Genomic DNA, 20,253 nt, shown 5'->3' with positions numbered 1-20,253 from the left:
AAGCATCACAGATGACTGGCTGAAAATAACTTGAGTTTTAGAAGGGACTGCAGGAGGGAGCGTTATGGAGGCAACCCCACCAGCCACACCCCGGCACACAATGTTCCCGCTGTGGCTGCTGCCTTCCGGCTCTGACCAGGTTCACGGGTAATCGTTGCGGGGGGACCGATGGGGTCACCATAACGACGCTGCCTCTCGGCAAGCCGCGCCATTGTACCCATCTCATCGGAAGTTACAACCGTTGGTTCCGGATTAAAAAATGAGAAGGCTCAAGCACTTGCCATAACCCCATCGGCCCTGCCGCCCTCTTCCTGGATGACCAGGTGAATAAAGTGCAGCTTGGCAATCACCGCGGGCGGCAGCACGAAGGGGTAGAAATCCGGCTGGCCCATGGCGCGGGACAGTTCGTTGAGCATGCCGGCCAGTTCGATCCAGGCATTGACGAAGCAGAGGAATGCCGGGCCGCCAGGGTGTTGAGGGTCGTAGAGCGTGGTCAGGGGGAATGGCTGGTAATCCAGGTCCATCTCGCGGGCGCTCATACCAAAGCCCAGGGCCGTGTCCACGGCGTCCATCATGTGCAGGTAGTGAGCCCAGGTTTCGGCCCAGTCTTCCCAGGGGTGCATGGTGGCGTAGGCGCTCACGCAGGTGAGTTGCCAGTCCGGGCGCGGGCCGTTCTGGTAGTGCCGGTCGAGGGCCTCGGCATAACTGGCGCGTTCGTCGCCGAACAGGTTGCGAAAAGGTGTGAGCCAGTGACTGTTGGCGATCAGGCGATCCCAGTAGTAATGGCCGACTTCATGGCGAAAATGGCCAAGCAAGGTCCGGTATGGCTCGCGCATCTGTACACGGACTTTTTCGCGGTGGGCGTCGTCGGCTTCCTTGATGTCCAGGGTGATCAGCCCATTGGCGTGGCCGGTGGTGGGCGCGTTGCCTTCCAGGTCGATACCGATGAAGTCGAAGGCCAGGCCAGCCTCTTCGTCAACGCTTTTGGGCACCACTTGCAGGCCTAGACTGATCAGTTGCGCCACCAAGCGGCGCTTGGCGGTTTCAACCTTGCGCCAGCGTTCGGGGTTTTCCGGAACCGAGAGATCAGGAATGGTGCGGTTCAGGCTACAGGCCACGCACAACGGCGCGGTGCTGTGGGCAGGAATCAGCCAGTTGCAGGCGGCGGGTGAATCGAGGTTTGCACAGCGCCGGAATGCGCCGGCATCGAGATTATCGTCCGCCAGCCAAGTACCGACCGCCGGCCCAGGTTGCAAGGACGACAGGCGGCTTTGCTGCGGCTGGTAACCCAATGCCGCCTGGCAGGCCAGGCACTGGCTGTTGCGAAAAAACAGCGACTGGCCACACCGGCATTGCCACACCTTGCTGTTGCGCGAGGTTTCGGCCATGAACGGAGCGGCGATGCGCGTGCTGAGTTGCTCGAAGTAGCGGAACATGGCGATCTCTCCCTGGGTGACAGAGACTAGATCATTTCTCGCTCGGGATCGTTCAACTGCTCCCTGTAGGAGCGAGCTTGCTCGCGAAGATCATCAACGATAACGCGGGCTGCCTGGTTCACAGCGGCGTCCTCCGGTTCTTCGCGAGCAAGCTCGCTCCTACAGTGTTGAGAGATCGTTCCCACGCTCCGCGTGGGAATGCCGCCTTGGACGCTCTGCGTCTGCGCGAAGGCCGTGACGCGGAGTGTCACAGGATGCGTTCCCACGCGGAGCGTGGGGACGATCAATCAGACGGTGATGTTGTGCTTGGCCAGGAAGGCGACGAAGGCCTCTTCGTCCAGTACTTTCAGGCCCAGCTCATTGGCCTTGGCCAGTTTCGAGCCAGCGCCCGGTCCCGCCACCACACAGTGGGTTTTCGCCGAAACGGAACCGGCCACCTTGGCCCCCAGGCTTTCGAGCTTGTCCTTGGCCACATCGCGGCTCATCAGCTCCAGGGAGCCCGTGAGTACCCAGGTGTGCCCGGCTTCGGGCAAGCCTTCAACGACCTTTTTCTCGCTCTGCCAATGCATACCAAAGTCCTTGAGCTGCTGCTCGATGGCCAGGGCATGGCTAGCGTTGTCGGCATTATCGAAAAAGTCCCGCACAGCCTTGGCTTGCTTCTCGGGCAGCGCCTGGCGCATATCGAGCCAGTCAGCCTTGATGACGCCTTCCAGCGAACCGAACTTGTCCGCGAGTTTCTGCGCAGCACCTGGCCCCACCGACGGCACGTGCAGCTTGTCGAGCAAACCGCCCAAGGTGGTGCTCGCGGCGAATTCCGCGCTGAGTTCGCCCTGCTCTTGCAATTGCAAACCGCATTCGTCCGGTGACAATAGCGCGCCAATCACCTGCTGGTTGTGCCCGTCTCCAAAGAAGCTATGGATCTCATGGGCCACTTCCAGACCTACATCCGGCAAGTACGTCAGCACCTCTGGCAACGCCTTTTGAACGCGCTCCAGGGACGCCAGCGAGCGCGCCAGGACCTTGGCCGTCTCCTCGCCCACATCGGGAATGCCCAAGGCGTAGATAAAGCGTGCCAGGGTCGGAGTCTTGCTGTTTTCGATGGCACTGATCAGCTTCTTGCTGGAGATATCGGCAAAGCCTTCCAGGTCGATGATCTGTTCATATTTGAGCTTGTAGAGATCGGCCGGCGAACCGATGAGCTGTTCATCCACCAGTTGCTCGATGGTCTTGTCGCCCAGGCCGTCGATGTCCATGGCCCGGCGCGAGACGAAATGAATGATTGCCTGCTTGAGTTGCGCACCGCAGGCCAGGCGCCCGACGCAACGGTACACCGCGCCTTCGCTGACGGTTTCCTTGCCCTTGCTACGCTTGACCAGTTGCGTGCGCTCCACATGGGAACCGCACACCGGGCAATTCTGCGGGATCTGCACGGCGCGGGCGTTTTCCGGGCGGCGCTCGGTGACCACCGAGACCACCTGCGGAATCACATCACCGGCGCGGCGGATGATCACGGTGTCGCCAATCATCAGCCCCAGGCGTGCCACTTCGTCCATGTTATGCAGGGTGGCATTGGACACGGTCACGCCGGCCACCTTGACCGGCTTGAGGCGCGCCACCGGCGTGACCGCACCGGTACGACCGACCTGGAACTCCACGTCGAGCAGCTCGGTGAGTTCTTCCATGGCCGGGAATTTGTGCGCGATCGCCCAGCGCGGCTCGCGGGCACGGAAGCCCAGTTCACGCTGGTAGGCAATGCTGTTGACCTTGAACACCACGCCGTCGATTTCATAGCCCAGCGCATTGCGGCGCTCGCCGATGTCGCGGTAGTAGTCCAGGCATTCCTGGATACCCTTGGCCAGCTTCAATTCGTGGCTGATCGGCATACCCCACTTCTGCAACTGCTTGAGGTTGCCGATATGGGTGTCGCTGATATCCGCGGTCACCTGGCCGATGCCATAGCAGCAGAATTCCAGCGGGCGACTGGCGGTGATCTTCGAATCCAGTTGGCGCAGGCTGCCCGCCGCGGCGTTGCGCGGGTTGGCGAAGGTCTTGCCGCCCACTTCCAGTTGCGAGGCGTTCAACCGCTCGAAACCGGCCTTGGACATGAACACTTCACCGCGCACTTCCAGGGTGGCTGGCCAGCCCGTGCCGTGCAGTTTCAGGGGGATATTGCGCACGGTGCGCACATTGACGCTGATGTCCTCGCCGGTGGTGCCGTCGCCCCGGGTGGCACCGCGCACCAGCTCGCCATCCTGGTACAGCAGGCTGACCGCCAGGCCATCCAGCTTCGGCTCGCAGCTGTATTCCACCGCCGCGCCAGCGCCAAATAGATCGCCCACCGGCAGATCAAGGCCCTCGGTGACCCGGCGATCAAACTCCAGCATGGTGGTTTCATCGAAGGCGTTGCCCAGGCTGAGCATCGGGATCTCGTGCTTGACCTGGGTGAACGCCGACAATGCCGCACTGCCGACCCGCTGCGTCGGTGAGTCACGCGTCACCAGTTCCGGGTGCTCGGCCTCCAGGGCCTTGAGCTCGTGGAACAGGCGGTCGTATTCGGCGTCCGGAATGCTCGGCTCGTCGAGGACGTGGTAGCGATAGTTGTGCTGATCCAGCTCAGCGCGCAGTTCGAGGATGCGGGTTTGGGCGGCGGTCATGGGTGTTCTCTCATAAAGCAAAAGAGCAGCCGAAGCTGCTCAATATGTTAGTGCACGGATTCTACAGACAACGCTTAAGATCGATCCTCAGCGTTTCTGTGTCAGGGCGCGACGCTCGAACTCGACGATGCGCTGACGGTAGTGTTCGATGGTCTGGGCGGTGAGCACGCTGCGCTGGTCGTCCTTGAGCTCGCCGTTGAGCTCCTGGGACAGCTTGCGGGCAGCGGCCACCATCACGTCGAACGCTTGTTTGGGGTGACGCGGGCCTGGCAGGCCAAGGAAGAAACTCACCGCCGGGGTGCTGAACAGGTCGATATCGTCCAGATCGAACGTGCCCGGCTTGACCGCGTTGGCCATGGAGAACAGCACTTCGCCGTTACCGGCCATGCTTTCGTGACGATGGAAGATATCCATCTCGCCAAAACGCAGGCCGCTTTCGAGGATGTTCTGCAAGAGTGCCGGGCCTTTGAAACCGCCGGCGTCGCGGCAGATCACGCTGATGACCAGGACTTCTTCGGCAGCCGGCTGATCGTTGACCGATTGGCGCGCCGCACTCTTGGCGGACGTCTCGTCCGGGAAATCGTCATCGCGGCTGCTGAAGCTCGGGCCATCATCGACGTCGAGGTTCAGGTCGCCCTGGTGCGGCTCGGCAACCGCCGCGCTACCGCGCTTGCCACGCTTGGACGACGGCTCGCGGGCTTCACGCAGCGGGGCGCTCATCGACGGCAGGTCGTGCTCGTCCAGTTGCGGCTCTTTATGGGTATCCAGCACACGGGGCGGCCCCAGCAGCTCGGCGGCGCCGTCGTCATCAGGCAAGTTGGACAGGTTTCGGTCCAGCCGGAACTTGAGCTTGCCCTTGCCACCGCGCATGCGGCGCCAGCCATCAAAAAGAATACCGGCAATGACAATAATGCCGATGACGATCAGCCACTCGCGCAGACCGATTTCCATGTAATCCCGTGCCTCTAATAAAAAATGCTGAAAAATAAGGGGTTTAGCACCGTGCAAACCGCTTTAAAACGTGGCGCCAACTCTATGTTCTGACTGACGTTTTGCCCACGCACACGAAAAATTGACATTAAACTAGCACGACCAAAGATAACTTTACACCGTCTGTCAAAATGCCTTGAACAAATATGTCCATTTGCCACTTTCCCCAGGCCGGTAAATCGCCCTACAGCGTGCTGTAAATTCTCTCTCCCAGCGTGGCTCAGGATTCCACCATCGCCATCGCCTCTTCCACATCCACCGCTACCAATCGCGAACATCCCGGCTCATGCATCGTCACCCCCATCAACTGGTCGGCCATTTCCATGGCGATCTTGTTGTGGGTGATATAGATGAACTGCACGGTCTGGGACATCTCTTTGACCAACCGAGCGTAGCGTCCAACGTTAGCGTCATCCAGCGGCGCGTCAACTTCGTCGAGCATGCAGAACGGCGCCGGGTTCAACTTGAAGATGGCAAATACCAGGGCCAATGCGGTCAGGGCTTTTTCGCCGCCAGACAATAAATGGATGGTGCTGTTCTTCTTGCCCGGAGGCCGCGCCATGATCGTTACCCCTGTATCGAGTAGATCTTCGCCCGTCAGTTCCAAGTAGGCGCTGCCACCACCGAAAACTTTTGGGAATAACGCCTGTAAACCGCCATTAATCTGATCAAAGGTATCTTTGAAGCGGTTGCGGGTTTCCTTGTCGATCTTGCGGATCACGTTTTCCAGGGTGTCCAGGGCTTCAACCAGATCGGCGTCCTGGGCATCCAGATAACGTTTACGCTCGGACTGCTGCTGGTACTCATCGATAGCGGCGAGGTTGATCGCGCCCAGGCGTTGAATACGTGCGGCAATCCGTTCAAGTTCTTCTTCGGCGTCTTTCTCGTTGGCCTGGGCGGTCAGGGTGTTGAGCACGCCGTGCAGGTCATAGCCGTCTTCCAGCAATTGGTCTTGCAAGGTCTTGCGGCGCACGGTGAGGGCTTGCCATTCCATACGCTGTTGTTCGAGCTGGCCGCGGATCAACTGCGATTGCTGCTCGGCCATGGTGCGACGCTTTTCGGCGTCGCGCAGTTCACGGTCGGCGTCTTCCAGGGCGATCTGGGCGGTCTTGAGTTCGACATCGACGGTCATGCGCTTGTCGAGCAATTCCTCAAGCTTGAGGCGCAGCTCTTCCAGCGGCGCCTCGCCCTCCTCCAGGTTGAGGCTCAGTTGCTCGCGCTTTTCGGTCAGGCGTTCGGACTGCATCTCCAGGCGCTCAAGGGCCTGGCGCGTGGAATCATGCTGGGCGCGCAACGAGCCCAGGCGTACGGCCAACTGATGGGCGTGGTCCTTGTGCTGCCGGGCTTCCTGGCGCACGCGGTCAAGGCGCTCGCGCAGGCTGTCGCGCTGGGCCAGCAGCAACTCGCGCTGTTCGGTGTCCAGGGCCATGCTGTCGAGGGCCTCCTGCAAGTGCAGGCGCGCTTCACCGATCTGTTCATGTTCCAGGGCGCGCTGTTCGCCCATCTCGGCCACTTCTTCGTCAAGACGGGTGCGGCGCAGGGTCAATTGCTCGACCTTGGCCCTGCTCGCGGAAAGTTGGGCTTTCAACTCGCCTTGCTGGCGCGCTTCGTCCTGCAACAGCCGACGCAGGTGTTCGCGGCCGGTTTCCTGCTGGCGCTGGGTAGCGCGCAGGGTTTGCAGTTCGGTTTCCAGGCTTTCCAGTGTGGCTTCGCGTTCTTCACGCTCGGCGCTCAGGTTGACGATTTCCTGGCCACGGGCCAATACGCCACTTTCCGCCTCACTGGCGCGGCGCACGCGCAGGAAGTGGCGGCCGACCCAATAACCATCGCGGCTGATCAAGCTTTCGCCGGCCGCCAATTGGCCGCGTTGGGCCAAGGCTTGCTCAAGGGTCTCCACGGGCCTGACCTGGCCCAGCCATGGCGACAGATCCATCGCCGCCTCGACCTTGTCCAGCAAGCTGCCCGGCACCCGTGCACCCTCGGGCGCCGGGCTGAGCAGGCGCAAATCGCCCTGGGCAAACCCGACCAGGTCGAAACCCGCAAAATCATCCACCAGCACCGCTTGCAGATCGGCACCCAACACGGTTTCCACCGCCAGTTCCCAGCCGGCTTCGACTTTCAAGCCTTCAGCCAGGCGCTGGCGCTCGGCCAAATGCTGGTCGCGCAGCCATTCGGCGGTGCCGGTGCCTGGGTCGAGCGCGGCCTGCTGCAAGGCTTCCAACGAAGCCAACCGACCATTGAGCCGCTGCAAGTCGCCCTGGGCTTGCTGCTGCGCCTGGGTCGCGGTGTGCAATTGCTGGCGCAGTTGCTCCAGGCGCTCCACTTGCTGTTCTTCGCTGGCCTCCAGCTCTTCCAGGGTCATTTCGCTTTCGGCCAGCTGTTCGCTCAGCGCCATGATCGCCGCGTCTTCCGGATCGGCAGCGAGCAATACGCGCTCCTCCTGCAACCGACGCTGGCGCTCGGCCAGGCGTTCCATGCTGGTTTCCAACTGCTGGATGCGCGACTGCTGCACCTCGGCCTGGCGGCGTGGCTCGGCGGATCGCAGGTTGAAGGCGTCCCACTGTTCCTGCCAGCCGTGCATGGTGGCTTCGGATTCTTCCAGGGCGGCGGCGGCTTCTTCGGCGGCGGCGCTGGTGATTTCCTGCTCGGGGGTGAGCATGTCCAGCTCTTCGCCCAGGGTCAGCAGCAAGGTACGGTCATGGCCCAGGTGCGATTCGGTTTCCAGGCGCGCGCGTTCAGCTTCCTTCAAGTCATCCTGCAACTGGCGCAAACGCTGCTGGCCGTGCTGGATACTCTGCTCGACCCGGGCAATGTCACCGCCCACCGAATAGAAGCGGCCTTGCACCAGATTGAAGCGCTCGGACAACTCATGGTGGCCGTCACGCAAGCGCTCAATGCTGGCGTCGGCATTACGCTGCTCGGCCACCAGCGCTTCAAAACTGACTTCCTGGGTGCCAATAATCGCTTCGCGCTGGCCCACCTGGTCATTCAATGCTTGCCAGCGCAGGGCCGACAATTGCGCCTTGAGCTGGCGCTCTTCACCCTTGTATTCCTGATACTTCTCGGCGGCCTGGGCCTGGCGGTGCAGGCGTTCGAGCTGGCGCTCCAGCTCTTCGCGCAGGTCGGTCAGCCGGGCGAGGTTTTCGTGGGTGCGGCGGATACGGTTTTCAGTCTCGCGGCGGCGCTCCTTGTATTTGGAGATGCCAGCCGCTTCTTCGATAAAGTTGCGCAGGTCTTCGGGCTTGGCTTCGATCAGCTTGGAGATCATGCCCTGCTCGATGATCGAGTAGCTGCGCGGGCCCAGGCCAGTGCCAAGGAAGATATCGGTGATATCGCGACGGCGACACTTGGTGCCGTTGAGGAAGTAACTGTTCTGGCTGTCGCGGGTGACTTTACGACGGATGGAAATTTCCGCGTAGGCTGCGTATTCGCCGATCAGGGTGCCGTCGGAATTATCGAATACCAGTTCGATACTGGCCTGGCTCACCGGCTTGCGGCTGGTGGAGCCGTTGAAGATGACGTCGGTCATCGACTCGCCGCGCAGGTTTTTCGCCGAGCTCTCGCCCATCACCCAGCGCACGGCGTCGATGATGTTCGACTTGCCGCAGCCATTGGGCCCCACCACCGCCGCCATGTTGCTGGGGAAGTTGACGGTGGTCGGGTCGACAAAGGATTTGAACCCCGCCAACTTGATGCACTTGAGCCGCACGCTTAGGCGTCCGCCAAGGCTGCGATGACCAGCGAACTGCTGCGCTGGCAATAGGCTGTGAGCACCAGGCGAATCTGCACCAGGTCACGGGCCAGTACTGCGGCGAGCAATTGCTCGAACAGCGCCAGGAACTCGCTCATGGACGCCTTGCGCTGATCCAGCGCCAGGTAATAGGCGCGGTTCATCGCCGGTTGCAGGTTTTCGACGGTTTCCTGCAAATACGGGTTGTTGGCGAAGGGGTACGCAGCGCGCATCACATTGAAGCTTTCTTCGACGAAAGCGCGGATGTCCTCACGCTCCAGGCTCAATTGAAGGCGTTGCTGGATCTGCAGAAACGGCGCCATGTCGGCCTGGGTCTGCCAGCCTTCGGCAACCGCATTGCCGAGCAGGATGTACATCTCGCCCATCAACGTACACAGGCTCTGCACCTTGTGCGCGGTGAGTTCGGTGACGTGGGCGCCACGGCGCGGCAGGATCGCAATCAGATGGCGGCGCTCAAGGATCAGCAAAGCTTCGCGCACGGAACCACGGCTGACGTTGAGCGCCAGCGTGACTTTCTGTTCCTGGATTCGCTCCCCAGGCATGAGATCGCCGCGAATGATACGTTCGGCGAGGTGGTGAGCAATTTGCTCGGCGAGACTGTCCGGCGCCTTGAACGTCATGTTTTCCCTTCGAAATCTGCTATCGGTACAAGCGCGGCAGTGTAGCGCATTGGCCCGCTGATGGCGCTACGCCAACCTTGGCGAATTTGGCACGAAATAAGCAACGTTGAAAGCCTGTAAGCCGCCAAAAACGCCGGTTCCAGAAGACTGAACCATAATTGAAAGTGTTGTGATCGTATTTTCTTGACCCTTAGGTCAGAAAACCATTGACCGAAAAGTCAGACATGACTAGATTCGGCGCAAAGCGGTTAACAACAATAATGAGTCTGCGAGGCCTTCCGTGATCCAGTTTTTACTTAACCAGGAACTCCGTAGCGAGCACGCCCTGGACCCCAACCTGACCGTGCTCAACTATCTGCGCGAGCATGTGGGCAAATCCGGTACCAAGGAAGGTTGCGCCAGCGGCGACTGTGGCGCGTGCACCGTGGTGGTCGGCGAGTTGCACACCGACGAGCAAGGCGTCGAGCAGATTCGTTATCGCAGCCTCAATTCCTGCCTGACGTTCGTGTCGTCACTGCACGGCAAACAACTGATCAGCGTCGAAGACCTCAAGCACCAGGGCCAACTGCACAGCGTGCAACAGGCCATGGTCGAGTGCCACGGTTCGCAGTGCGGCTTTTGTACCCCAGGTTTTGTGATGTCGCTGTTTGCCCTGCAAAAGAACAGCGATGCACCCGACAGCCAGAAAGCCCATGAAGCCCTGGCCGGCAACCTGTGTCGTTGCACCGGTTATCGCCCGATCCTCGCCGCCGCCGAACAGGCCTGCTGCAACAAGCCCCAGGATCAATTCGACAGCCGCCAGGCTGAAACCATCGCCCGCCTCAAAGCCATCGCGCCGACGCAAACCGGTGAACTCAACAGCGGTGACAAGCGCTGCCTGGTGCCACTGACCGTCGCCGACCTGGCCGACCTCTATGACGCCTACCCGCAAGCCCGCCTGCTGGCCGGCGGCACTGACCTGGCGCTGGAGGTCACCCAGTTCCACCGCACCCTGCCGGTGATGATCTACGTCGGCAACATTGAAGCCATGAAGCGCATCGAGCAGTTCGACGACCGCCTGGAAATCGGCGCGGCCACCGCCCTCTCCGACTGCTACGCCGCGCTGCACCACGAATACCCGGACTTCGGCGAACTGCTGCAGCGCTTCGCCTCCCTGCAAATCCGCAACCAGGGCACCCTGGGCGGCAATATTGGCAACGCTTCGCCCATTGGTGATTCGCCGCCGCTGCTGATTGCCCTGGGCGCCCAGATCGTGCTGTGCAAAGGCAACACCCGCCGCACCCTGGCGCTGGAAGACTACTTCATCGACTACCGCGTCACCGCGCGCCAGGACAGCGAGTTCATCGAGACCATCATCGTGCCCAAGGGCCACACGCTGTTCCGGGCCTACAAGGTGTCCAAGCGACTGGACGACGATATTTCCGCGGTGTGCGCAGCGTTCAACCTGAACATCGACAACGGTGTGATCAGCGCGGCTCGCGTTGCCTTCGGAGGCATGGCAGCCACACCAAAACGCGCAAAAAATTGCGAGGCCGCGTTGGTGGGCGCCATCTGGAACTTGGCCACGGTCGAGAAAGCCTGCGCCGCACTGGCACAGGACTTCACCCCACTGTCGGACTTCCGCGCCAGCAAGGAATACCGCCTGCTCAGCGCGCAGAACCTGCTGCGCAAATACTTCATCGAACTGCAAACGCCGCACATCGAGACTCGGGTGACCGCTTATGTCTAACCATCACGCCGTGGTAAAAACCCAGGCCGAACTTGCCGCACTCTTTGCCCAGGACCTCACCACCGGGGTAGGTCGCAGCGTCAAGCATGACAGCGCCGCCAAGCACGTCAGCGGTGAAGCGCAGTACATCGACGACCGCCTGGAATTTCCCAACCAGTTGCACCTGTATGCGCGCATGTCCGACCGCGCCCATGCCCGGATCATCAGCATCGACACCGCGCCCTGCTACGCCTTCGACGGCGTACGCATTGCCATCACCCATGAAGACGTACCGGGACTGAAAGACATTGGCCCGTTGATGCCCGGCGACCCGCTGCTGGCCATCGACACCGTGCAGTTCGTGGGCCAGGTGGTACTGGCCGTGGCCGCCCGCGACCTGGAGACCGCCCGCAAGGCGGCGATGGCGGCGGTGATCGAATATGAAGACCTGGAACCGGTACTGGATGTGGTCGAGGCGTTTCGCAACAAGCACTTCGTGCTCGACAGCCACACCCACCAGCGCGGCGATTCGGCCACTGCGCTGGCGAGTGCCAAGCACCGTATCCAGGGCACCTTGCATATCGGTGGCCAGGAACACTTTTATCTCGAAACCCAGATCTCATCGGTGATGCCCACCGAAGACGGCGGCATGATCGTCTACTGTTCCACGCAAAACCCCACCGAAGTGCAGAAGCTGGTGGCCGAAGTGCTTGACGTGTCGATGAACAAGATTGTCGTGGACATGCGCCGCATGGGCGGCGGGTTCGGCGGCAAGGAAACCCAGGCCGCCAGCCCGGCATGCCTGTGCGCCGTGGTGGCGCGCCTCACTGGCCAGCCGACCAAGATGCGCCTGCCACGGGTCGAAGACATGCTGATGACCGGCAAGCGTCACCCCTTCTATATCGAATACGACGTGGGGTTTGACGACAACGGCCGACTGCACGGCATCAACCTGGATCTGGCGGGTAACTGCGGTTGTTCGCCGGACCTGTCCAACTCGATTGTCGACCGCGCCATGTTCCACGCCGACAACTCGTATTACCTGGGCGACGCCACGGTCAATGGCCATCGCTGCAAGACCAACACTGCCTCCAACACGGCCTATCGCGGCTTCGGCGGCCCCCAAGGCATGGTCGCCATCGAAGAGGTAATGGACGCCATTGCGCGCCATCTGGGCCAAGACCCGTTGGCGGTGCGCAAGGCCAACTACTACGGCAAGACCGAACGCAACGTCACCCACTACTACCAGACCGTCGAGCACAACATGCTCGAAGAAATGACCGCCGAACTGGAAGCCAGCAGCCAATATGCCGAGCGCCGCGAAGCGATCCGCCTGTACAACGCCCACAGCCCGATCCTGAAAAAAGGCCTGGCGCTGACCCCGGTGAAATTCGGTATTTCGTTCACCGCCAGCTTCCTCAACCAGGCCGGCGCGCTGATCCATATCTACACCGATGGCAGCATCCACCTGAACCACGGCGGCACCGAGATGGGCCAGGGCTTGAATACCAAGGTCGCGCAAGTCGTGGCCGAGGTATTCCAGGTCGAAATCGACCGCGTCCAGATCACCGCCACCAACACCGACAAGGTACCCAACACCTCGCCCACCGCTGCCTCCAGCGGCGCCGACCTGAACGGCAAGGCCGCGCAGAATGCGGCCGAAACCATCAAGCAGCGCCTGGTGGAGTTTGCGGCGCGCAAGTACGACGTAAGCGAGGCGGACGTGGAGTTTCGCAACGGCCATGTGCGCGTGCGCGAGCAGATCCTGAGCTTCGAGGCGTTGATCCAGCAGGCGTATTTCGCCCAGGTATCGCTCTCCAGCACAGGTTTCTACAAAACCCCGAAAATTTTCTACGACCGCAGCCAGTCACGCGGGCGACCGTTCTACTACTACGCCTTCGGGGCTGCTTGCTGCGAAGTGATCGTCGACACTCTGACCGGTGAATACAAGATGCTACGCACCGACATCCTGCATGACGTCGGCGCTTCGCTGAACCCAGCCATCGACATCGGCCAGGTGGAAGGCGGCTTCATCCAGGGCATGGGCTGGCTGACCATGGAAGAGCTGGTGTGGAACAACAAGGGCAAGCTGATGACCAACGGCCCGGCGAGCTACAAGATCCCGGCAGTGGCCGACATGCCGCTGGACTTGCGGGTGAAGCTGGTAGAGAACCGCAAGAACCCGGAGGACACGGTGTTCCATTCCAAGGCCGTGGGCGAGCCGCCGTTCATGCTCGGGATTGCTTCGTGGTGTGCAATCAAGGATGCGGTGGCGAGCTTGGCTGACTATCGCCAGCAGCCCAGGATCGATGCGCCGGCCACGCCCGAGCGGGTGTTGTGGGGATGTGAACAGATGCGGCAGTTGCGGGCGCTAAAGGCTGTTGATCGTTCCCACGCGGAGCGTGGGAATGCCGCTCTGGACGCTGTGCGTCCGCTCTAGTGACGCTGAGCGTCACGGTATGCATTCCCACGCGGAGCGTGGGAACGATCTGACTGGAGGTAGACATGGACAACTGGATCAGCGCCCTCGCCACCCTGCAAAACCAGGGCGAACCCTGCGTGCTCGTCACCATCATCGAAGAACTCGGCTCAACCCCGCGCAACGCCGGTTCCAAGATGGTCATCAGCGCCGCGCACACCTTCGACACCATCGGCGGCGGGCACCTGGAATACAAGGCGATGCAGATCGCCCGGGACATGCTGGTGCGCGGCCAGCAGAACACCCATCTGGAGCGCTTCAGCCTCGGCGCCAGCCTGGGCCAGTGCTGCGGCGGCGTGACCGTGCTGCTGTTCGAACCCATGGGCCAGGCGCAAGCGCACATCGCCGTGTTTGGCGCCGGCCACGTCGGCCGTGCGTTGGTACCATTGCTGGCGAGTCTGCCCTGCCGGGTGCGCTGGATCGATTCCCGCGAGCAGGAATTCCCGCAGCACATCCCCGAAGGCGTGCGTAAAATTGTCAGCGAAGAGCCGGTCGACGAAATTGCCGACCTGCCTGCAGGCAGCTACTGCATCGTCATGACCCACAACCACGCGCTGGACCTGGAACTGACCGCCGCCCTGCTCAAGCGCAACGACTTCGCCTACTTCGGCCTGATCGGCTCGAAAACCAAGCGGGTCAAATTCGAACACCGCCTGCGTGATCGCGGCTTTGACGCCGCGCAGTTGCAACGCATGCGTTGCCCCATGGGCCTCCCCGAGGTCAAGGGCAAGCTTCCGGTGGAGATCGCCATCTCCATCGCCGGTGAAATCATCGCCACCTATAACGCCAATTTCGGCCAGCATCTTGCCGGCGCCGAACCTATTGCCAAACTGCTGCCGGCTTCGCGCCGCAGCCACGCTATCTGAATTGAGACGATCATGCCTTTGACTCGCAAAGCCTACCGTGCCGCCATCCTGCACAGCATCGCCGACCCTGCCATCGTGGGGATCGAAGCCTCTTATGAATATTTCGAGGACGGCCTGCTGGTGATCGACAACGGCCAGATCAGTGCCCTCGGGCACGCCAGCGACCTGCTGCCGAGCCTGCCCGCCGATATCGACATCACCCATTACCAGGACGCGCTGATCACCCCTGGCTTGATCGACACCCATATCCACCTGCCGCAGACCGGTATGGTCGGCGCCTATGGCGAGCAGTTGCTGGACTGGCTCAACACCTACACCTTCCCCTGTGAAAGCCAGTTTGCCGACAAGGCTCACGCCGAAGAAGTCGCCGATATCTTCATCAAGGAACTGCTGCGCAACGGCACCACCACAGCGCTGGTGTTCGGCAGCGTGCACCCGCAATCGGTGAATGCATTCTTTGAAGCGGCCGAGAAACTCGACCTGCGCATGATCGCCGGCAAGGTGATGATGGACCGCAACGCGCCGGACTACCTCACCGACACCGCCGAATCCGGCTACCAGGAAAGCAAGGCGCTGATCGAACGCTGGCACGGCAAGGGGCGCCTGCATTACGCGGTGACGCCACGCTTCGCCCCTACGAGCACGCCGGAGCAACTGACGCTGGCCGGTCAGTTGCTGGGCGAATACCCAGACCTGTATATGCAGACCCACATCAGCGAGAACAAGCAGGAAATCGAGTGGGTCAATGAGCTGTTCCCGGAGCGCAACGGCTACCTGGATGTCTACGACCATTACAAGCTGCTCGGCGAGCGCTCGGTGTTTGCCCACGGCGTACACCTGTGCGACGACGAATGCGCACGGCTGGCAGAGACCGGTTCGGCGGTGGCGTTCTGCCCGACTTCGAACTTCTTCCTCGGTAGTGGGTTGTTCAACCTGCCGATGGCCGAGAAACACAACTTGAACGTGGGCCTGGGCACCGACGTGGGCGGCGGCACCAGCTTCTCGCTGCTGCAAACCCTGAACGAAGCGTACAAGGTCATGCAGCTGCAAGGTGCGCGCTTGAGCCCGTTCAAGTCGCTGTACCTGGCAACCCTGGGCGGCGCTCGAGCGCTGCGCCTGGAAGACAAGATCGGCACGTTGCAGCCGGGTACCGATGCAGACTTCCTGGTATTGGATTACAACGCCACGCCGCTGCTGAGCTATCGCCTGAAACAGGCCAATAACATTGCCGAGACGTTGTTTGTGCTGATGACGTTGGGGGATGACCGGACGGTGTTGCAAACCTATGCAGCCGGGCAACTGGTGCACCAGCGCTGATTCAAGCTACATACAACCAATGTGGGAGCTGGCTTGTGTGGGAGCTGGCTTGCCTGCGATAGCATCACCGCGGTGTAACTGATACACCGCGGCGCCTGCATCGCGGGCAAGCCCGGCTCCCACACAAGCTCGCTCCCACATTTGATTGGGTTTACAACTTTACAGACGAGCGCCCAGGTTTTTTAGTCTGTAAAAGATGCGAAAACACCGCATGCAAATCATCCGACGCACTCTCTTCATCGAGGTTGAGCTTGCTGTCGATGTGATCCATGTGATGCATCATCAAGTTCACCGCCAACGTCGCATCCCGGGCTTCGATCGCGTCGATCAACTGGGTGTGCTCATCGTAGGAACAGTGGGAGCGGTTGCCGCTTTCGTACTGGGCGATGATCAATGACGTCTGGGACACCAGGCTGCGCTGGAAGCTGATCAGCGGCGCGTTCTTCGCGGCTTCGGCCAGCTTCAAATGGAATTCGCCAGAGAGACGGATACCGGCGCCGCGATCACCGCGCGAGAAGCTGTCGCGCTCGTCGTTGACCATCTGGCGCAACTCGGCCAACTGCTCGGCCGTGGCGTGCTGCACCGCCAACTCCGTGATCGCCCGCTCCACCAGGCGCCGTGCCATGAACACCTGGCGCGCTTCTTCGACGCTTGGGCTGGCAACCACCGCACCGCGATTGGGCCGCAGCAGTACCACGCTTTCATGGGCCAGGCGCGACAGCGCACGGCGAATGATGGTGCGGCTCACGCCGAAGATCTCGCCCAGTGCCTCTTCACTCAATTTGGTTCCGGGCGCCAGGCGTTGTTCAAGGATCGCCTCGAAGATATGCGCATAGACGATATCGTCCTGGGTTCCGCTGCGACCGGCCTTGCCGGCTCGCGGTTGTTTCTTGAGAGGTTGCAACTGTTCGTTCATGAGCACTCGGGTTTGAGAACGGCGAATTAACGGTAATACGGCAACAGCGTGTCGCTGGCAAGTATCACCTAAAAACAGCGCACATTGTACACAACCCACTGCGCCAACACACTGTACGGCTGTTTGCGGCCTCGGCTGTATTGCAATGACTCGTTACGTTTGAGTTTAGGCTTGAATCAGAGCCGCCAGCGGCAAATTCCCGGCAATAAGGAACACCTCTCCATGACCGACGCCACCCAAGCGCCCTTGCGCCCGCTGGCCGACACTTCTGCGTCGGCCGTCGTCGCCGGCTTTATCGCCATGATGACCGGCTACACCAGCTCCCTGGTGCTGATGTTCCAGGCCGGCCAGGCCGCCGGCTTGACCACGGCGCAGATTTCTTCGTGGATCTGGGCGATTTCCATCGGCATGGCGGTGTGCAGCATCGGCCTGTCCCTGCGCTATCGCACACCGATCACCATCGCCTGGTCCACCCCTGGCGCGGCGCTGCTGATCACCAGCCTGGGCGGCGTGAGCTATGGCGAGGCCATCGGTGCCTACATCACCTGCGCGGTACTGGTGACGCTCTGCGGGTTGACCGGCAGCTTTGAGAAACTGGTCAAGCGGATTCCGGCGTCACTGGCGGCGGCGTTGCTGGCGGGGATCCTGTTCAAGATCGGCAGCGAGATTTTCGTCGCAGCCCAGCATCGTACCGGGCTGGTGCTGGGGATGTTCTTCACCTACCTGATCATCAAGCGCCTGTCGCCGCGTTATGCCGTGCTGGCCGCCTTGCTCATCGGTACCGCCTTGTCAGGGATGATGGGGCTGCTGGATTTCAGCGGTTTTCATCTGGAGGTGGCGACGCCTGTTTGGACGACGCCGCACTTCTCGCTGGCGGCGACCATCAGCATCGGCATTCCGCTGTTCGTGGTGGCTATGACCTCGCAGAACATGCCCGGCGTAGCCGTGCTGCGAGCCGACGGCTACACCGTGCCGGCTTCGCCGTTGATCACCATCACCGGCCTGGCGTCACTGGTGCTGGCACCGTTCGGCTCCCACGGCATCAACCTGGCGGCGATCAGCGCCGCGATCTGCACCGGGCCGCACGCCCATGAAGACCGCAACAAGCGCTACACCGCTGCGGTGTGGTGTGGGGTGTTCTATGGGATTGCCGGGGTATTCGGCGCCACGCTGGCAGCACTGTTCGCAGCCCTGCCCAAGGAACTGGTGCTGTCGATTGCGGCGTTGGCGTTGTTTGGCTCGATCATCAATGGCTTGAGCATCGCCATGAATGAGCCGAAGGAACGGGAAGCGGCGCTGATTACCTTTATGGTCACGGCGTCAGGCTTGACGTTGTTTTCCATCGGTTCGGCGTTCTGGGGGATTGTGGCGGGGGTGTTGACGCTGCTGATTCTGAATTGGCGCAAGGCATAAAAAAACGGCGACCCTCAGGTCGCCGTTTTTTTCAGTATCACTTAGCCGCGTTGATCGGCTTTTCCGGATACCACACGTCCAGCAACGGGCTGACTTCAGCCTTGGTCAGCTCGGAACGGGTTTTCAGCCAGGCTTCGACCGCAGCACGCTGCTCTTCGGAGACCGAGCCACGCTTTTGCAGGCAAACCAGACCGTAGTCATCGCCGCCGACATAGCCCAGGCCATTGGCTTCCATGGCTTCTTTGATGAATGCTTCGAGGAAAGCGTCGATAGCTTCTTCACTCAGGCCTTCGTTGAAGTCCAGGTTCAGTTCGAAACCCAGCTCTTGAAATTCATCAACGCACAGTTTTTTGCGCAGACGCTGGGAACGGTTAGTCGCCATTGGAACAATCCTCATAAGTATTAACGGGCGGCACTTTAGCAGTTTAAGGCGGCAATTGCCCGACTCTCTGGGACCGACGGGCAAATGCGCGCAAAAAAACCGCAATTAGCGGCTATCGTTCAGCTACAAGCAGCGCCAGCTTGGGGCATAATGCCGACACTTTCGTGACCAATGAGGGATTTTCTTCCGTACCCCTCGCCTTTTTCACCCTCCTCAGCAGTAGGGTTTTATTTCTTATGATCAAATCTTTGCGTTCAGTGTTACTTGCCAGTGTTGTCTTGCCCCTGGCCTTTTCCGTTTCCGCTGCTCCCGTCAATAACACCCTGCCACCCAGCGTTGCGCAGGCCTTGCAGAAAGCCAAGCTGCAAAATACCGCGTTGTCCCTGGTGATGCTGCCCCTGAACGGCCCTGGTACCCCTACGGTTTTCAACGCCGACGTCTCGGTGAACCCGGCTTCCACCATGAAGCTGGTCACCACTTACGCGGCCCTGGAAATGCTCGGCCCCAACCATCAGTGGAAGACCGAGTTCTACACCGATGGCGCCCTCAGCGGCGGCGTATTGCGTGGCAACCTGTACCTCAAGGGCGGCGGCGACCCCAAGCTGAACATGGAAAAGCTCTGGCTGCTGATGCGCGACCTGCGCGCTAATGGCGTGCAACAAGTCACCGGCGACCTGGTCCTGGACCGTAACTTCTTCAACCAGCCGCAATTACCCGAGTTCAACGACGACGGCAACGATGAGAACAAGCCGTTTCTGGTCAAGCCCGACGCCTTGCTGGTCAACCTAAAGGCCCTGCGCTTCGTGACCCGCAATGATTCGGGGCGGGTGATCGTATCGGTCGAGCCGCCGATTGCCAGCATTCGCATCGACAACCAGGTGAAAGTCACCAACGCCAAGCAGTGCACCGGTGACGTGCGCTACAGCCCGGTGACCGCCGCCGACGGCAGCGTGACCGTGACCGTCAGCGGCCAACTGGGTGATGGCTGCAGCTCGCAGACTTACCTGTCGCTGCTCGACCACGCCACCTACACCGCAGGCGCCGTGCGGGCGATCTGGAAAGAGTTGGGCGGTACCATCCAGGGCCGTGATATCCAGGCACCGGTGCCCAAGGATGCCAAGGTGCTGGCGCGCGCCTTCTCGCCGGACCTGGCGGAGATCATCCGTGACATCAACAAATACAGTAACAACACCATGGCCCAGCAGTTGTTCCTGAGCCTGGGTGCACAGTTTCGCAACGATGCCGATGGCGACGATGCCAAGGCCGCGCAACGTGTCGTGCGCCAGTGGTTGGCCAAAAAAGGCATCACCGCGCCGCACCTGGTGATGGAAAACGGCTCCGGCCTGTCCCGCGCCGAACGGGTCAGCGCCCGAGAGATGGCGGCCATGCTGCAAGCGGCGTGGAAAAGCCCTTATGCAGCAGAGTACATCAGCTCGATGCCGATCGCCGGCACCGACGGCACCATGCGTAAACGCCTGAAAACCACAGCCCTGCGCGGCGAAGCCCACGTAAAGACCGGCACCTTGAACACCGTACGCGCCATTGCCGGTTACAGCCGCGACAACAATGGCAATACCTGGGCGGTGGTGGCTATTCTCAACGACTCCAAGCCTTGGGGGGCGTCATCGGTGTTGGATCAGGTGCTGCTGGACCTGTATCGCCAGCCGAAGGCCGTTGCGGCCGCGCCGGTTCTCTAAGCACCCCATTACCCTGTCTGATCG

13 protein-coding genes, 1 other RNA gene and 1 pseudogene are annotated in these 20,253 nt (G+C 61.0%); 7 read left to right on the top strand and 8 right to left on the bottom strand.

The features are described 5' to 3' along the window. Positions 1-74: 74 nt before the first annotated feature. Together ffs and APH41_RS23215 are read right to left on the bottom strand one after the other, a co-directional pair. An RNA gene (gene ffs, locus APH41_RS28520) (signal recognition particle sRNA small type) lies at positions 75-171 on the bottom strand. A 98-nt stretch (positions 172-269) separates the two neighbouring features. Further along, a complete protein-coding gene (locus APH41_RS23215; RefSeq protein ID WP_034128384.1) occupies positions 270-1,436 on the bottom strand; it encodes a putative zinc-binding metallopeptidase in 1,167 nt (388 codons plus the stop codon). Positions 1,437-1,513: 77 nt separating this feature from the next. Here APH41_RS23215 and APH41_RS29500 point away from each other — a divergent pair. Further along, a pseudogene (locus tag APH41_RS29500) lies at positions 1,514-1,603 on the top strand (outer membrane lipoprotein carrier protein LolA); the annotation flags it as partial. A gap of 120 nt (positions 1,604-1,723) precedes the next feature. On the opposite strand, the gene ligA reads toward APH41_RS29500, so the two are convergent. From ligA to APH41_RS23190, 4 genes are all read right to left on the bottom strand, one after another. Next, a complete protein-coding gene (gene ligA / locus APH41_RS23205) occupies positions 1,724-4,090 on the bottom strand; it encodes an NAD-dependent DNA ligase LigA (protein ID WP_054921732.1) in 2,367 nt (788 codons plus the stop codon). An 87-nt stretch (positions 4,091-4,177) separates the two neighbouring features. Beyond that, positions 4,178-5,041, bottom strand: coding sequence for a cell division protein ZipA (gene zipA, locus APH41_RS23200; protein ID WP_054898611.1), 864 nt, complete (start codon positions 5,039-5,041; stop codon positions 4,178-4,180). A gap of 259 nt (positions 5,042-5,300) precedes the next feature. Further along, on the bottom strand, positions 5,301-8,789 hold the full coding sequence (smc, locus tag APH41_RS23195) for a chromosome segregation protein SMC (protein WP_054921729.1): 3,489 nt from the start codon (positions 8,787-8,789) through the stop codon (positions 5,301-5,303). 2 nt (positions 8,790-8,791) lie between these two features. Then, entirely contained in the window at positions 8,792-9,451 is a 660-nt protein-coding gene (locus tag APH41_RS23190) for a GntR family transcriptional regulator (RefSeq protein ID WP_034128379.1), read from the bottom strand. Positions 9,452-9,731: 280 nt separating this feature from the next. Here APH41_RS23190 and xdhA point away from each other — a divergent pair, with 280 nt between their 5' ends. The 4 genes from xdhA to guaD all read left to right on the top strand — a co-directional run bounded on the left by xdhA (position 9,732) and on the right by guaD (position 15,821). Beyond that, positions 9,732-11,180, top strand: a complete 1,449-nt coding sequence (gene xdhA / locus APH41_RS23185; protein ID WP_054921727.1) for a xanthine dehydrogenase small subunit — start codon at positions 9,732-9,734, stop codon at positions 11,178-11,180. After that, a complete protein-coding gene (gene xdhB / locus APH41_RS23180) occupies positions 11,173-13,599 on the top strand; it encodes a xanthine dehydrogenase molybdopterin binding subunit (protein WP_054921725.1) in 2,427 nt (808 codons plus the stop codon). The genes xdhA and xdhB overlap by 8 nt, the downstream gene beginning before the upstream one ends. Before the next feature lie 65 nt (positions 13,600-13,664). Continuing rightward, positions 13,665-14,504, top strand: coding sequence for a xanthine dehydrogenase accessory protein XdhC (xdhC, locus tag APH41_RS23175; RefSeq protein ID WP_034128376.1), 840 nt, complete (start codon positions 13,665-13,667; stop codon positions 14,502-14,504). A gap of 12 nt (positions 14,505-14,516) precedes the next feature. Next, positions 14,517-15,821 (top strand): guanine deaminase, encoded by a 1,305-nt coding sequence (gene guaD / locus APH41_RS23170; RefSeq protein WP_034128375.1) that lies wholly within the window; start codon positions 14,517-14,519, stop codon positions 15,819-15,821. Positions 15,822-15,972: 151 nt separating this feature from the next. Here the strand turns inward: guaD and APH41_RS23165 are convergent, their stop codons facing one another. Then, positions 15,973-16,737: a GntR family transcriptional regulator gene (locus APH41_RS23165; protein ID WP_014719469.1), complete on the bottom strand. Its 765-nt coding sequence runs from the start codon at positions 16,735-16,737 to the stop codon at positions 15,973-15,975. A gap of 222 nt (positions 16,738-16,959) precedes the next feature. Here APH41_RS23165 and APH41_RS23160 point away from each other — a divergent pair, with 222 nt between their 5' ends. Then, positions 16,960-18,150 (top strand): benzoate/H(+) symporter BenE family transporter, encoded by a 1,191-nt coding sequence (locus tag APH41_RS23160; protein ID WP_054921723.1) that lies wholly within the window; start codon positions 16,960-16,962, stop codon positions 18,148-18,150. A gap of 37 nt (positions 18,151-18,187) precedes the next feature. On the opposite strand, the gene APH41_RS23155 is transcribed toward APH41_RS23160, so the two are convergent. Continuing rightward, entirely contained in the window at positions 18,188-18,532 is a 345-nt protein-coding gene (locus APH41_RS23155; RefSeq protein WP_003193255.1) for a YggL family protein, read from the bottom strand. Between the two features lie 236 nt (positions 18,533-18,768). Between APH41_RS23155 and dacB the strand changes: the two genes are divergently transcribed. Next, positions 18,769-20,229: a D-alanyl-D-alanine carboxypeptidase/D-alanyl-D-alanine-endopeptidase gene (dacB, locus tag APH41_RS23150; protein WP_054921721.1), complete on the top strand. Its 1,461-nt coding sequence runs from the start codon at positions 18,769-18,771 to the stop codon at positions 20,227-20,229. The last annotated feature ends 24 nt before the right edge of the window (positions 20,230-20,253 follow it).

The sequence above is a fragment of the Pseudomonas sp. NBRC 111138 genome, from assembly GCF_001320835.1.
In the GTDB taxonomy this organism is placed as follows: Bacteria; Pseudomonadota; Gammaproteobacteria; order Pseudomonadales; family Pseudomonadaceae; genus Aquipseudomonas; species Aquipseudomonas paracarnis.
Note: the sequence above shows the minus strand (reverse complement) of the source record. Positions and strands in the feature narration are given on the sequence as shown.